Annotated in this window: 10 protein-coding genes and 1 riboswitch; of the genes, 1 reads left to right on the top strand and 9 read right to left on the bottom strand. The window is 65.8% G+C overall.

Going from position 1 to position 14,996, the window contains the following annotated elements:
• Positions 1-419 precede the first annotated feature (419 nt).
• The 7 genes from G3N59_RS33240 to G3N59_RS33210 all read right to left on the bottom strand — a co-directional run bounded on the left by G3N59_RS33240 (position 420) and on the right by G3N59_RS33210 (position 9,954).
• Positions 420-4,442 (bottom strand): tetratricopeptide repeat protein, encoded by a 4,023-nt coding sequence (locus G3N59_RS33240; RefSeq protein WP_205987072.1) that lies wholly within the window; start codon positions 4,440-4,442, stop codon positions 420-422.
• 237 nt (positions 4,443-4,679) lie between these two features.
• On the bottom strand, positions 4,680-5,510 hold the full coding sequence (metF, locus tag G3N59_RS33235) for a methylenetetrahydrofolate reductase [NAD(P)H] (protein ID WP_205987071.1): 831 nt from the start codon (positions 5,508-5,510) through the stop codon (positions 4,680-4,682).
• A gap of 51 nt (positions 5,511-5,561) precedes the next feature.
• The gene (locus G3N59_RS33230) at positions 5,562-5,915 is read right to left on the bottom strand and encodes a phage holin family protein (RefSeq protein WP_205987070.1); all 354 of its coding nucleotides are present in this window, start codon (positions 5,913-5,915) and stop codon (positions 5,562-5,564) included.
• 165 nt (positions 5,916-6,080) lie between these two features.
• Entirely contained in the window at positions 6,081-7,499 is a 1,419-nt protein-coding gene (gene ahcY / locus G3N59_RS33225; protein WP_205987069.1) for an adenosylhomocysteinase, read from the bottom strand.
• A 33-nt stretch (positions 7,500-7,532) separates the two neighbouring features.
• A riboswitch (S-adenosyl-L-homocysteine riboswitch) is annotated at positions 7,533-7,652 on the bottom strand.
• Positions 7,653-7,752: 100 nt separating this feature from the next.
• Positions 7,753-8,517 (bottom strand): glycosyltransferase family A protein, encoded by a 765-nt coding sequence (locus G3N59_RS33220; RefSeq protein ID WP_205987068.1) that lies wholly within the window; start codon positions 8,515-8,517, stop codon positions 7,753-7,755.
• Positions 8,518-8,702: 185 nt separating this feature from the next.
• A complete protein-coding gene (locus G3N59_RS33215; RefSeq protein WP_205987067.1) occupies positions 8,703-9,425 on the bottom strand; it encodes an LrgB family protein in 723 nt (240 codons plus the stop codon).
• A gap of 67 nt (positions 9,426-9,492) precedes the next feature.
• Positions 9,493-9,954 (bottom strand): CidA/LrgA family protein, encoded by a 462-nt coding sequence (locus tag G3N59_RS33210; protein WP_205987066.1) that lies wholly within the window; start codon positions 9,952-9,954, stop codon positions 9,493-9,495.
• A 153-nt stretch (positions 9,955-10,107) separates the two neighbouring features.
• Between G3N59_RS33210 and G3N59_RS33205 the strand changes: the two genes are divergently transcribed.
• Positions 10,108-11,049: a LysR family transcriptional regulator gene (locus G3N59_RS33205; RefSeq protein ID WP_205987065.1), complete on the top strand. Its 942-nt coding sequence runs from the start codon at positions 10,108-10,110 to the stop codon at positions 11,047-11,049.
• Positions 11,050-11,118: 69 nt separating this feature from the next.
• Here G3N59_RS33205 and G3N59_RS33200 read toward each other — a convergent pair whose 3' ends face one another.
• Both G3N59_RS33200 and G3N59_RS33195 read right to left on the bottom strand, forming a co-directional pair.
• Positions 11,119-12,903, bottom strand: coding sequence for an OmpA family protein (locus G3N59_RS33200; RefSeq protein WP_205987064.1), 1,785 nt, complete (start codon positions 12,901-12,903; stop codon positions 11,119-11,121).
• A 252-nt stretch (positions 12,904-13,155) separates the two neighbouring features.
• Positions 13,156-14,787 carry a GMC family oxidoreductase N-terminal domain-containing protein gene (locus tag G3N59_RS33195; protein WP_205987063.1) on the bottom strand — a complete coding sequence of 544 codons (1,632 nt, stop codon included), beginning with the start codon at positions 14,785-14,787 and terminating at the stop codon, positions 13,156-13,158.
• Positions 14,788-14,996: the final 209 nt, after the last annotated feature.

The following is a 14,996-nucleotide window of genomic DNA, read 5'->3' as shown; positions in this document are numbered from 1 at the left end:
GCAGTAGACGAGCGTCTTGTTCGGGATGCTGCCGGCGTGCGCGAGCGGCGCGCCTGCAATCGATGCCGCTGCGAGCGCCACGAGCGAGGTCATTCGTGCTGCACGCAACAGGTTGTTTTCTTTCATGTTTCCTCCAGTTCGATGCCGGCCGGGGCCAGCGTAGCGCGATCTTACTTGAGCACATGCCGCAGCCACAAGCGAGCCAAAAGTCCCGCCGCCTCTGGAAAACGCCGGGTTGACAGGAATGCCGGTTGACTCATGGTGCGGTGCAGCGCGCCTCCCTTCTTTTGCGCCCTTTTTACTGTCTGCGCTACCACCTTAGTCCGTCAGAACGATCCGTGCATCGTGGCGGGCCAGGGCGTTCGAGATGTGAGGAATTGTCAAAGCGGACGCCAAAACGCGGACGCAGAGACCGCTCGTCAAACTGCGTGGCGCGGCGCTTCTGCGCACCACGCGTGCCACATGTGACGGAAGGCGGATTCCATGGCGCGCGCAAAGCGCGGGCCGTCCATCAGCGCGGACGCGAGCATGCGCTCGCGCAAACCCGCGCGCAGCGCAGCCAGGCGCGGCAGATCGGCGGCAAGCGCGGTGACGATGCGCACGTAGCTGGCGTCGTCGTGCGCGGCCAGTTCCGGCAGGCCGAGATTCGCCAGCAGGGAAAGCCCCGCACGGCTCGCGGCCACGCGGCCCGCTCGCGTGGGCACCGGCACGCCCATCCAGAACGCGTCGAGGCTCGTGGTGTGACCGTTGTAGGGAACCGTCTCCAGACCGATGTCGATCTGCGCGTAAGTGCGCAGGTAATCGGCGCGCTTCTGGTAGCCGACAAAGCGCACGCGCGCGAGATCGATGCCATGCGCCGCGAGCCGTTTGGTCAACCGCTCGCGCAGCGAGCCTTCGGGCGCGAGCAGGATAAGACGCGCGTCAGGCAGCGCGGCGAGTACGCACGACCAGAGTGCGAGCGTCGCATCGGTGAGCTTGCACGGATTGTTCAGACAGCCAAAAGTGATATGGCCGGCCTCCAGCGCCGGCAGCGCGCCGATCTGCATGTTGCGGTCGGCTTCGTCGAGCGGCGCGTAGCACCAGAAGGTGTCGGGCAGGCGCAGCGAGCGTTCGGTGTACTGGGCATCGACGCGCGGATCGTCCAGCGGATCGAGACGCGCATCGGTCAGCCGCCAGTCGATCGCCGGGCTGCCGGTCGTGCCCGGATACGCGAGCCACGCCACCTGAACCGGCGCGGGCCGCATCGCAAAGAGACGCCGCCGCGCGCTGGCCATATGCATCGTCAGATCGACGAGGATGTCGATGCCGTCTTCGCGCACCTGCTGCGCGATCTGTGCGTCGTCGAGTGCGTGGACGTCGCGCCACCGATCGACATGGCCGACGATGCGCTGCGTGATGGGATCGGGTTGCGCCACGCTCGCGTAGCAGACGATCTCGAACGCCGCGTGATCGTGATTGGCAAAGAGCGGCAGCGTGAACAGCGACTGGCAGTGATTGCGGAAATCCGGCGATACATAGCCGATGCGCAGGCGGCGCGCCGGATCGCGAACGTTAGCGTGCTGCGCCGTGGCGTCGTACAGCGCGGCCTCGTGCTGCTGGAAAAAGCGCTCGGCTTCGGCACGGATGGCGGCGCCGTCGTCGGTGACGAAGAGCGTGGCGTAGGCGAGATCGCCGTGCGCGGATTCGTCGGCGGGATCGTGCGCGAGCACGGCGCGCATCGACTCGATGGCATCGGTCGTTTCGCCTGCCTTCATCAGCAGACCGGCGAGTACGTTGTGGGTATGCGCCACATGCGGCGCGAGCTCGACGGCGCGCTGGAACGCCGCGATGGCTTCACTTTCGCGGTGCGTTTCCATGAAGAGGCTGCCGAGGTTGCGCCACGCATCGGCGAAAGCGGGACGCAGCGCGAGTGCGCGCTCGATCAGCGGCTGGGCTTCGGCGTGACGGCCGTCTTCGGCGAGCAGGGTGCCGAGGTTATTGGGGACGTCGGCATCGTTCGGCACATGGTCGAGCGCCCTGCGCAGGACCGCTTCGCTTTCGGCGCGCCGGTCCTGCTCGCGCAGCAGATTGCCGAGCGCCAGCCACGCGGGTGCGCAGGCGGCGTCGAGCGCGAGCGCGCGTAGCAGCGCAGCTTCCGCGGCCGGGACATCGTCACTGGCGCGCAGCGCTGCGGCATGACGCACGAGATCGAGCGGCGCGTTGATTGGTTCCATCGGTTCCACCGTTGCCATCGTTTCCGCCAGTTGCGGCGCAGCAATGCCGCCGTGCTGCTGGGCGCACCAGTCGTTCCACATATGCCGGAACGCCGCCTCCATATGATGCGCGAAACGCGCGCCGTCCATCAGCGGCGACGCCTGCATGCGCGCACGCAGCGTGGCCCGCAGGTGCGCGAGGCGCGGCAGATCGCGGGCGAGCCCGACAACAATACGCACATAGGCGGCATCGCTGTCTGCGGCGAGTTCCTGCAGACCGAGATTGGCCAGCAACGACAGGCCGGCCCGCCCCGCCGCCGCGCGCCCCACGCGCGTGGGCACGGGCACGCCCATCCAGAAGGCGTCGAGGCTCGTGGTGTGGCCGTTGTACGGCACCGTGTCGAGCGCGATGTCGATCTGCGAGTAAGTGCGCAGGTAATCGCCGCGATGCTGGAAGCCGATAAAGCCCACGCGCGCCGGATCGATGCCATGTGCGGCGAGCCGCTTCGCCAGTCGTTCGCGCGCGCTGCCGGCGGGCGCCATGAGGATCAGCCGGGCGTCGGGCAGCGCCGCGAACACGCCCGACCAGAGCGCGAGCGTCGCGTCGGTGAGTTTGCCGGTGTTGTTCAGACAGCCGAATGTGATCTGGCCTGCGGCGGCGGCTGGCAACGCCGCCACTTCGACGCCCGGCGCCAGTGCGTCGTAGCACCAGAACGCATCGGGCAGACGCAGCGATCGTTCGGTGTACTGCGCGTCCACGCGTGCGTCGCCCAGCGGATCGAGCCACGGATCGGTAAGCCGCCAGCCGATCGCGGCGCTGCCCGTCGTCCCCGGATACGCGAGCCACGCCACCTGCACGGGCGCGGGCCGCCGCGCAAATACGAGCCGCCGCGCGCCGTTCATATGCATCGTGAGGTCGACGAGGATGTCGATACCGTCGGCGCGAATCTGCTGCGCGAGCCGGTCGTCGTCGTAATCGCGCACGTCGCGCCAGATGTCGGCGTAGGCGGCAAGTTGCTGCGTCACCGCGTCGGGCGTCATCACGGTCGAATAGCAGACGATCTCGAAAGCCGCGTGATCGTGATGCGCAAGCAGCGGCGTCATGAACAGGCGCTGGCAATGCTCGCGAAAGTCCGGCGACACATAGCCGATGCGCAATCGCCGCGCAGGTTCGCGCGTGTTGTCATGCATGACGGCCGGGGCGAGCCACTGCGCTTCGTGCCACGCGCAGAAGGCTTCGGCCTCGGCGCGGATGATGGCGGCGTCGTCCGTCGCGAACGCGAGCATGTAGGTGAGATTGCTGTGTGCTTCGGCATTGTCGGGCCGCAATTCGAGCGCGCGACGGTAGGTTGTGATCGACTGCGCAATGTCGCCGCTTGCCCTGAAGACGTTACCGAGATTGCCGAGTGCATCGGAAAAATCCGGCTTGAGCTCGACCGCGCGCGCGAATGCCCGCTGGGCCTCGTCGATATTGCTGACTTCGTAGAACAGGTTGCCGAGGCCGTTCCACGCGTGGGCGTTGCGCGGGTCCAGTTCGATGGCGCGCGAGAATGTTGCGCGCGCCAGCTCGAACTGGCCGTTCCTGCGTTGCTGGCTGCCGAGCGTCGCCAGCAGCAGCGCCGAATCTGGCTGCACCGTTCGCGCATGTTCGAGCAGCGCCAGCGCCTCGGCGTGCTGGTTCTCATCGAGCAGCGCCGCGGCGAGATTGATGTACGAATAAGTGTGCGACGGATCGAGTGCCAGCGCGCGGCGCAGCGGTGCAATTGCCTGCGCGGAAGCGCCGTTACCGACCAGCAGGCTGCCGTAGTTGTAGTGCGCGAGGATGTTGTCCGGCTGTTGCTCGATCAGGCGTTCGAACATGGCGCTGGCGCGTGCCGTATCGCGTCGCGCGGCGTAGAGGTTCGCGAGATTGTTCAGTGCAGCTGAACACGCCGGATCGAGTTCAAGTGCACGCTCGAGCAGAGCCTGGGCCTGCCCGGCCCCATCGGGATCGAGCGCCAGCGCCTGGCTTACGAGGATTTCCGCTGTTTCGTGTGTCGCCGCCGCCCGGCTCAGCAACGCCCTGGCGGCGGCCCGGTCGCGCCCCAGCAGGATGACGCCGGCCAGATGCAAGGCGTCCGCATCGCGCGGATCTGCCGCAATGAGCCTTTCGCAGCAGGCGAGCGCTGCATCGTGCGCGCCCGCGCGCCACGCATCCAGGGCTTGCGAATAGGTGAGGACGGGGCCGAGCGAAAGAGTGGAAGCAGTCATGACGATGGCGCGCGGTGTGCGAGCGGCGCCGGAGAATGAGCAAAAGTTTGATTTTGATCACGTCTCAAAACGCTGTGGCTGATCTGCGTCAGCCCGTCACATCCTGCTGCTGCGGGGTTTCCCACCTGCCCCCAAATAAAAAACGCGCGAGCCGCTTTTGCAGCATCGCGCGTTGTGCAGACTGCGCGGGCCGAACCCGCGCGTCGAGGTGAAACTCAGTGCGAACGCAGTGCCAACTCAGGGGAACAGACGTTCGCAGATCGCCTTCGTCGCCGGCGCCGCGTTGAGCGTGTAGAAGTGCAGACCCGGCACGCCCGCATCGACGAGACGGCGGCACAGGTCCGTCACCACGTCGAGGCCGAACGCGCGAATCGACTCGCGGTCGTCGCCGAAGCTTTCCAGACGTTTCGCGACCCAGCGCGGCACTTCGGCGCCGCACATCTCCGAGAAACGCATCAGCTGCGAGTAATTCGTGATCGGCATGATGCCCGGCACGATGGGAATATCGACGCCCAGCTTCTGCGCTTCTTCGACAAAGCGGAAATACGCATCCGCGTTGAAGAAGTACTGCGTGATCGCCGAATCCGCGCCCGCTTTCACCTTCTGCGCGAACGCTTCCAGATCGTGACGCGGCGAGCGCGCCTGCGGATGGTATTCGGGATAAGCGGCCACTTCGATGTGGAACGCGTCGCCGGTTTCCTCGCGGATAAAGGCGACGAGATCCGACGCGTAGCGCAGCTCGCCCATTTCGCCCATGCCCGAAGGCAGGTCGCCGCGCAGCGCCACGATATGGCGGATGCCATGCGCGCGGTACTGGCCGAGGATGTCACGCAGACTGTCGCGGGTCGCGCCGATGCACGACAGGTGCGGCGCCGCATCGACGCCTTCCTTGGCGATTTCCGCGACGGTGTCGAGCGTGCCCTGTTGCGTCGAGCCGCCCGCACCGAAGGTCACCGACACGAAGCGCGGCTTGTGCATGAGCAGTTGCGCACGCGTGGCGCGCAGCTTCTCGACGCCTTCAGCGGTCTTGGGCGGGAAGAATTCGAATGAGAGTTCGATCGGTTTCATGATCGCTTTCTTGATGAGCCGGCCTGCGCGCAGGGCGCGGGCCGGCGAGCGTCAGCCGAGGCTGCGGTTGCCGAAGATCAGCGCCGACAGCAGCCACGAGACGATGCTGTAGAGGATCGAGCCAAAAAACGCCGACCAGAATCCCGACACCTCGAAGCCCTTGAGCAAGGACGCCGCCAGCCAGAAGCACAGCGCGTTCACCACGAGGATGAACAGGCCGAGCGTGACGATCGTCACGGGCAGCGTCAGCACGATGAGCACCGGGCGCAGCACGGCGTTGATGAGGCCCAGCACGAGCGCGACGATCAGCGCGGTGCCGAAGCTGCGCACGTGGATCGACGGAACGAGCCAGGTAATGATCAGCAGCGCGAGCGCATTGATCAGCCAGGTGAGCAGCACGGTCATATTGGAGTCCTCTTGCGTCGTGGTTATGCGGTGCGCCCGCGCACGTTAAAAATAGCGCGCGGGCGTAGGCACAGCATCGGGCCGGTCGCTTAAAGGCGGCTTAAAAATAAGGGCCGCCTCGTAGCGCTTTTGTATCTGACCGTAACGATCGGCCGGGTGACCGGCTTAGTAACGGTAGTGGTTCGGCTTGAACGGCCCGTTCTTGTCGACGCCGATGTACGAAGCCTGATCGTCCGACAGCACCGACAGGTTCGCACCGATGCGCGCCAGATGCAGACGCGCGACCTTTTCGTCGAGGTGCTTGGGCAGCACGTAGACCTTGTTCTCGTACTTCTGGCCTTCGACGAACAATTCGATCTGCGCGAGCGTCTGGTTCGTGAACGAGTTCGACATCACGAACGACGGGTGGCCCGTGGCGCAGCCCAGGTTCACCAGGCGGCCTTCGGCCAGCAGGATCACGCGCTTGCCGTCCGGGAAAATGATGTGGTCGACTTGCGGCTTGATGTTGTCCCACTGGTACTGGCGCGTGGACGCAACGTCGATTTCCGAGTCGAAGTGACCGATGTTGCAGACGATCGCGTTGTGGCGCATCGCCTTCATGTGGTCATGGCCGATCACGTGGTAGTTGCCGGTTGCCGTCACGAAGATGTCGGCCTTGTCGGCAGCGTATTCCATCGTCACGACGCGGTAGCCTTCCATCGCCGCCTGCAGTGCGCAGATCGGATCGATTTCCGTGACCCACACGGTCGCGCCCAGACCGCGCAGCGATTGCGCGCAGCCCTTGCCCACGTCGCCGTAACCTGCGACGACCGCGATCTTGCCCGCGATCATCACGTCGGTGGCGCGCTTGATGCCGTCGACGAGCGACTCGCGGCAGCCGTACAGGTTGTCGAACTTCGACTTCGTGACCGAGTCGTTGACGTTGATGGCCGGGAACGGCAGACGGCCTTCCTTCTCCATCTGGTACAGACGATGCACGCCCGTGGTGGTTTCTTCGGTCACGCCCTTGATGTGCGCGAGGCGCGTCGAGTACCACGTCGGATCGACGTCGAGGTGAGCCGCGATCGACTTGTACAGCGCGACTTCTTCTTCGTTCGTGGGCTTGGCGATGACCGAGCGGTCCTTTTCAGCCTTCGAGCCGAGGATCAGCAGCAGCGTTGCGTCGCCGCCGTCGTCCAGGATCATGTTGGCGAATTCGCCGTTCGGCCATTCGAAAATGCGGTGCGAGAATTCCCAGTATTCGTCGAGCGATTCGCCCTTGAATGCGAACACCGGCGTGCCGCCCGCAGCGATGGCGGCGGCAGCGTGATCCTGCGTCGAGAAGATGTTGCACGAGGCCCAGCGCACGTCGGCGCCCAGCGCCGTCAGCGTTTCGATCAGCACGCCGGTCTGGATCGTCATGTGCAGCGAACCGGCGATGCGCGCGCCCTTCAGCGGCTGCTGCGCCTTGTATTCTTCGCGGGTTTGCACGAGGCCGGGCATTTCGGTTTCGGCGATATCGAGTTCCTTGCGGCCCCAGGCAGCAAGCGACATATCGGCGACGATGAAATCTTTGGCTTGATCTTGCGGAATTGCGGCGTTCATCACGCCCTCCTTTCTAAAAGTGACTAGAAATTAAAGACGTGAGCGCCGTTTTTTCAGTGCGGCGGCTTTTTGAAAGCCAACCGGATTGAGCGCCTTCGAGCCTGGCGGGTCATGCGGTGTTTACCGCGCCCCGTCGCAACGCTCCTCGAAGACGAGGCGTGATTGTAGCAAAACGCGATGACAGACGCGCGTCGCTACGGACGCGCGGCAGGGTTAATCGGCGTGAATCGAGGTGAATCTTGGGGTGAAGCGCTTATCGATCCGGCACGCTGGCCGCGCGCAGCTGGCGCAGGTTGGTGTAAGCGGCGTCGAGAAACGCGCGCGAGGCGCGCAACGTCGCTTCGTGCTCGACCGGATCGGCTTCGGCGTAACCCATCTGGATATTCAGAAAGCGCTCCGGGTAGATGCCGCCCCGATAGTGCATGCGCACGTGTTTTGCATCGGTCAGACGGCGCTGCTCGAAGATCTCGCCGAGCACCCAGGACAACGCGCCGTCTTCGCCGCCGTGACGCCGGAACACATCGTCCATCGGAAAGCCGCCGAGCGAGAGGAACACGCTGCGCCGCATCACCAGACTGCCGGGCACGGTGTTGCTGAGCACGGCGGCATGACGCTCGAAATCGGGATGACGGGTCAGGCGCTGCGGAAAATCGGCGAATTCGACGTTCAGACGCACCGCGGCTTCCTGCGGATGCGCCTGCAGATGAGCCGACGCGGCGGCCAGGGCGCCGGGCAGATATTCGTCGTCGGCGTCGAGGAAGGCGATCAGCGGCGTGCTCGCGTGCAGCGCGCCCCAGTTGCGCGCGCGGGCCGCGCCGCCTTTGGACACGGTTTGCAGCAGGCGGATGCGCGGTTCGTGCATGCCGTAGGTGCGCACGATGGACGCCGATGCGTCGATCGAACCGTCATCGACGACCAGAATCTGCGCGGCTTCGGCTTGCGCGAGGCTGCTTTGCAGCGCGCGCGCAATGGTGGCAGCGCCGTTGTAACAAGGGATGATGATCGAAATGAGGGACATGTAACGCGACGCCGATTCAGTCAGGGCAGCAGCTTAGGAAAGCCGATCAAAGCCCATAAAGGCCCATAAAAGCCCGAATCTTAGGTGCGTCGCGAAATGTCCTGTGGGATTGGCGTGCGCTGAACGGCGGACTTCATGACGCAATCGTCAGAAGCCCCGCAAATCGTCATCGTCCTAAATGGGCCTCAGACCGGCAGAAAGCCCAGCGCGGGTGCGAGCAGCACCATCACCACGCCCGCGATCATCATCGTCAGGCTGGCGACCACGCCCTCTTCGCGGCCGAGTTCGCGTGCTTTCGCGGTGCCCACGCCGTGCGCCGCCGCGCCGAACAGCGCGCCGCGTGCGAGACGCGTGCGCAGCGGCACGAGGCCCAGCACCAGCTCGCCGAACAGCATGCCGCACACGCCCGTGGCGATCACGAACAGCGCAGTGAGGTCGCGCGGCGCGTGGATCTTGTCGGAGACGGCGAGCGCGAAAGGCGTCGAGATCGAGCGCGTCATGAGGCTGCGTTGCAGATCCGGCGACAGATGCAGCAGCTTGGCGAGCGCGAGCGAACCGCCCACCGCCACGATGATGCCGACCGTCACGCCAACGGTGAGCGAAATCCAGTGGCGCTTGAGCAGATCGCGGTATTCGTAGATCGGCACGGCAAACGCCACCGTGGCCGGGCCGAGCAGCCACATCAGCCAGCGCGTGTCCTGAAAATAGACCGGATACGGAATATGCAGCAGCAGCACGAAGGCGCCGAGCACGGCCGGCACGGCCACCAGCGGCGTGAGCCACGGTGAGGGAAAGCGCGCGTAGGCGAGCTTCGAAGCGAAGTAGAGCGCGACGGTCAGAATGAAGCAGCCTGCGGCGATCAGCCGCGAGGCATCGTCGGCGAACAGTGAGGCGTAGAACGTGTTCATGACGGCTTCATCCTTTGGGAGTGCTTAGATTACGTGTCAGATTGCTTGCGCCGGGCAGCGCCTAAACTCAGGCGCGCGCCAGATGTCGTGCGAGGCGCACGTGCTGCACGCGGCGCAGCGCGAGGCGGCGTTCCAGCCGCGCGGCCTGCTCGACGGCGAAGGCCACCGCGAACATCACCATCAGCGTGCCGCCGACCACCACCAGCGCGAGGCGCCAGCCGTCGGCGCGAAACAGGCCGCCGTACTGCACCGCCGCCACGGCGGCCGGGATGAAGAACAGCAGCATGTCGGAGAGCAGCCAGTCGGCGCCCGCCTTGACCCAGCGCGGCGTCACGCCGCCGCAGAACAGCAGCGCCAGCAGCAGCACGAGGCCCACCACGCCGCCCGGCACCGGCAGATGCGCGGCGCGCGTGAGCGTATCGGCGAGAAACCAGACGCCTGCGAGGAGTGCCGACTGCGCAGCGATCCGGCCAACGCGCGACATCACGCCCGTTTTCGGGGCCGGTGCGGAGGAAGTCGAGGCAGTCATGGCAAACCCTAAGTGACAGTGGAATGGAACTGAGTATAGGGTGCAGCGCAGCATAAATATAATGACTTGTAATCATCGACTTCATTCCATAATGGAATACGTGAGCGGCGGGGCCATCCGCACGCGACGTCAGCGAAATCAGGAGACAGACCCGTGGAATTGCGCGCGCTACGCTATTTCATCGAAGTGGTACGCCAGCAGAGTTTCACCGCGGCCGCCGAGGCGCTGCACGTCACGCAGCCCACCATCAGCAAGATGGTCAAGGCGCTCGAGGACGAGACCGGCACGCCGCTGCTGCTGCGCGACGCACGCCAGATGGTGCTCACCGACGCGGGGCGCATCGTCTATCAGCGCGGCCAGGACGTGCTCGCCGCGCAGGCCCAGTTGCAGGCCGAACTCGCCGATCTCGGCACGCTCGGGCGCGGCGAAATCACCATCGGCATTCCGCCGATGGGCGGTTCGCTGTTCACGCCCGCCATCGCCGCATTCCGTCAGCGCTATCCGAAAATCGAACTCAAGCTGTTCGAACAGGGTTCGCGCGCGATCGAGGCGGCGCTGATTGCCGGCGAACTGGAACTGGGCGGCGTGCTGCTGCCGGTCGATCCCGAACAGATCGACGTGCTGCCGATCTCGCACGAAGTGCTGTGGCTGGTCGCGCCGCGCGGCTCGCGCTGGGACGGCGCCGCCAGCGTGCCTTTGGCCGATCTCGCGGCCGAACCGTTCGTGTTCTATGGCGAAAGCCTCGCGCTCAACGATGTGGTGCTCAACGCCTGTCGCGCGGCCGGTTTCGCGCCGCAGATCGTCGGGCGCAGCGGTCATTGGGATTTGATGGCGGCGCTCGTGCTCGCGGGCGTCGGCATCGCGCTGCTGCCCGCGCCGTATGTGCGCAGGCTCGACGCGGCGCGCTTCACCTGCCTGCCGGTCGCCGATCCGCAGATCACCTGGGATATGGCGATCGGCTGGAAACGCAACGGCTATCTCTCGCATGCGGCGCGCGCGTGGCTTGCGGTGGCGCGCGAGGAATACGGCAAGCCGTCGACGTTTCTCGACGATTTCGTGCGCCCGCCCGGACTGGAGAAACCCGCTGGCGAGTGACGCGCCGATGCGCAATAAAAAAGCCGCCCGGCTCGCGCCGGACGGCTTTTTTGCTTCTCGCGCAAGGACTTACTGCTTCGCGGAGAACGCAATACGGCGGTTGTGGAACCGGCCGCCTTCCGTGTCGTTGCTGTCGACCGGATTGGCGTCGCCGTAACCGGCGGCGCTCAGCGTCGAGGCACTCACGCCCTGAGCAACCAGATAGGTCAGCACGGCCTGCGCGCGGCGCTTCGACAGGTTCAGATTGGCCGTCTTGTCGCCGACGTTATCGGAATAACCCGCCACTTCCAGACGCACCGGCTTGCCCTGCTTCGCGCACGCCTTGAGCACCTTGGCGGAATCGCGCAGATCCGCGCCCGCCGATGCCGGAATCGTCACGCTGCCGGTGTTGAAGTTCACGACCTGCAGGTTGAGCACCTTGGCCACATCGTCGCCCGCGCACGACGCTTGCGCGCCGAACAGGCCCTTCACGGCGTCGCGGAACGACTGCGTGGCGTCGGCCACGGCCTTCTGCACGTTGAACACGCCGATATCGAAGCCCGAGCCGAACAGCGCCTTGAGCTTGTCGAGCCAGCCGAGCTTCGCGTCGGCGGCCGCGCCGCTCAGTTCGACGTGCGCGCCGTCGATCTTCACTTCCGCGCCGGGCAGCGCCATCAGCGGCAGCAGGCCGTCGAGGTGGGCGAGCCAGTCGGCCGGTTTGGTGGCGGGATCGACCGTCACGTTGGCGGTGAACTTGCCGTCGCCGAACTTCTTCGTGAGCGCGTCGAGCAACTGGGCTTTTTCGGCTTCGCTGCCGACCGTCGCGGTGATGGTCGGCGCGCCGGTCTTGTCGACGGTGAACGACAGATGCGAATCCTGCGTGGGCGCTGCTGCGGGCGCGGCTTCGCTTGCCGACGATGCGGCGCTCGCGGCGACCGCTGCCGATGCGCCGGAAGCCTCCGATGCAAGCGCGATCGCGCCCGAAGCCGCCACCGCCGCGCTGGCATCGGACGCCGCGACCACTGCGGGCAGGCTGGCTTCAGAAGCCGGCGCAGCCGCTGCGCTGTTGTTTGTGCTGCTGTTTGCACTGTCCTTCGCGCCGTCGTCATGCTGGCACGAGCGCAGCGCGAAGAACGCGAGAATCAGCGCAATCGCCGCGAGCAGCCACCAGAGCCACGAATGCTTGCGCTTTTCCGGCTCGATTGGCGGCGTGCTGGTGCCGATGGTCTGAGGCGGCACGGCAACCGGCACCGGACGCTCGACCGGCTTCGGATGTTCCAGATGCGCCGACACGTCCTTCAGACGCGTCAGAATCGAACCCGCAAACGCCGCCGCGGAACCCAGCCCGACCGCATGCGCCAGCCGGTCCGACAGGCTCGCATTCACCGACGACAGTTGATGCCCCAGCAACGTAGGCAGTTGCCCGACGATGCCCTGGGAAGACGTGAAGTGCTGCTTCAGAATGCCCATCAGCACGGCGCCGACCACGCCCGTCAGCGAAAACGCCGTCGATTGCGCCGCGCCGGTTTGCGCCGCGACGGCATCGGACAGCGCGCCCACGTTCACGCCAGCGGCGCGCTGGATCAGTTCGCGGCCCACGGTTTCGAGCTGGTTCAGGCCCGTCGTGCTGCCGAGCAGCTCGGGCAATTGCTTGCCGATCAGCGCATTGACGTCCGGCGACATGATGGTGTCGAACAGACCGCGCGCCCCTTCGGCGGTGCTGCCGCGATGCATGATGGCCGCGACGATGGCCGGCGCGGCCGCGCCCGTGACCTTGCGCGCCAGATCCGGCGTGAGGCCGAAACGACCGGCCAGGGTGCGGACCACGTCGTCGCTCATGACGGCGTCCAGCAGTTGAAAGACATTGATGCTCATCGAGGCGGTTCCTCCCGTTCGCGGACGCGCCAACTGACACGCCCAAGGTGCCGCGCGATTATAGGGAGTCCGAAATCTCGAAAATGAGGGTGGCGATCATGTCGCACACTCTTTGACGAAAACCCCATGAAAAAGCGGTTTTTTCGTCAACGCAGCGTTAAAAACGAGGCGGCTTGCGCCTCGTTTTTTGCGTCATCGCCAGGGAAGGCATCGTGAAGCGGAAAAACCGCTGGGAGAAATAGAACCTCGCTGTCAGGCAATCACTTTCGCGTCGTGCGCAGGCGTACCCTGGCGTCGGGTTTCGACGATGAAATCCGCGGCACGCTCGCCGATCATCACGGTCGGCGCATTGGTATTGCCGCCGATTAACGTCGGCATTACGGAGGCATCGGCGATACGCAGATGCGTGACGCCCCGCACGCGCAGTTGCGCATCGACGACCGAGCGCGCATCGCCGCCCATGCGGCAGGTGGCGACCGGGTGATAGATCGTGTCGGCGTGGGCGGCGATGGTCGCGCGCAGTTCGGCGTCGCTCTGGCCCGCGTGCGTGTAGATCTCGCGGCCGCCCATCTGCGCGAGCGGCGCGGCGTCCAGAATGCGCCGCGCGAGGCGCGTGCCGGCCACCAGCAGATCGAGGTCGCGCGTATCCGAGAAAAAGCGCGGGTCGATCACGGGCGCGACGCGCGCATCGGCGCTCGCGAGCGTGACCGTGCCGCGGCTGGCCGGGCGCAGCACGCAGACATGCAGCGAATAACCGTGCCCCCAGTGCAGGCGGCGGCTGTGATCGTCGACGAGCGCCGTGCAGAAGTGCAGTTGCAGATCGGGCCGGTCGAGTTCCGGGCGGCTCTTGATGAAACCGCCCGCCTCGGCGACGTTGGTCGTGAACATGCCGCGCCGCGTGCGCAGATAACGCAGCAGGCCGGGCACCATCTTCGCGGCGCCGCGCAGCGAATAGCCCACGGTCTCGCTCGAATGCACGCGCTTGTTATAGGTGAAGTCGATATGGTCGATCAGGTTGCGCCCCACCTCGGGCGCATCGTGCAGCACGCCGATGCCGTGCGCGCGCAGTTGATCGGCGGGACCGATGCCCGAGCACATCAGCAGTTGCGGCGTGTTGAACGCGCCCGCCGCGAGAATCACTTCGGCGCGCGCGAGCAGCGTTTCGGTGCGCCCGCCGCGCGCGACTTCGACGCCGCTTGCGCGCGTGCCGTCGAAGCTCACGCGCAGCACGGTGGCATCGGCGATCAGATGGAGATTCGGGCGCGGCTTGCCGTAGAGATAGGCGCGCGCCACGGTGCAGCGCTCGCCGCCGCGCTGCGTGACCTGATAGAAGCCCACGCCTTCCTGTTCCGCGCCGTTGAAGTCGTCGTTGGCCGGAAAGCCCGCTTCGCGCGCAGCCGCGACAAAGCGCTGCGCCACCGGATTGCGCTCGACCAGATCCGATACGCCCAGCGGCCCGCCCGCGCCGTGCCAGGGATTCGCGCCGCGCGCGTTGTCCTCGGCGCGCAGGAAATACGGCAGCACGTCGTCCCACGCCCAGCCCGCACAGCCCAGTTGCGCCCATTCGTCGTAATCGAGCCGATGGCCGCGCGTGTAGATCATCGCGTTGATGGCGCTCGAACCGCCGAAGCCGCGCCCGCGCGGCTGGTAACCGCGACGGCCCGCGAGGCCCGGCTGCGGCTCGGTCTGGTAGGCGTAGTTGTTCTTCGTGCGAAACGGCACGAGCGCCGCCACGCCCATCGGCATGTTGACGAAGAGATTGCGTTCGGTATGCGGACCGGCCTCGATCAGCGCGATCTGGGCCTCGGGACAACGCTCGGCCAGGCGTCCGGCGAGCGATGCGCCGCCCGAGCCGCCGCCTACGATGATGTAGTCGTATTCCATCTAGTTTGCCTCCCTGTATCCGACCGAAGTTGCAGCCGGCGTCGGGATGAGGCACGCTAGATGCACGCTCGTTCGATTTCTTTGTATCGCGCATTGTAGGAAGCGTCTGAAGCTTGGGTCAGCATTTATGTCAGAGCGCACCCTCTAATTCTGACGGGCTGTCGGTGGCTCATAGGCGGCTACCATGAAGGACGGTTCAGCCAACAGAG

The organism is Paraburkholderia sp. Ac-20340 (assembly GCF_017104965.1).
Classification (GTDB): domain Bacteria; phylum Pseudomonadota; class Gammaproteobacteria; order Burkholderiales; family Burkholderiaceae; genus Paraburkholderia.
Note: the sequence above shows the minus strand (reverse complement) of the source record. Positions and strands in the feature narration are given on the sequence as shown.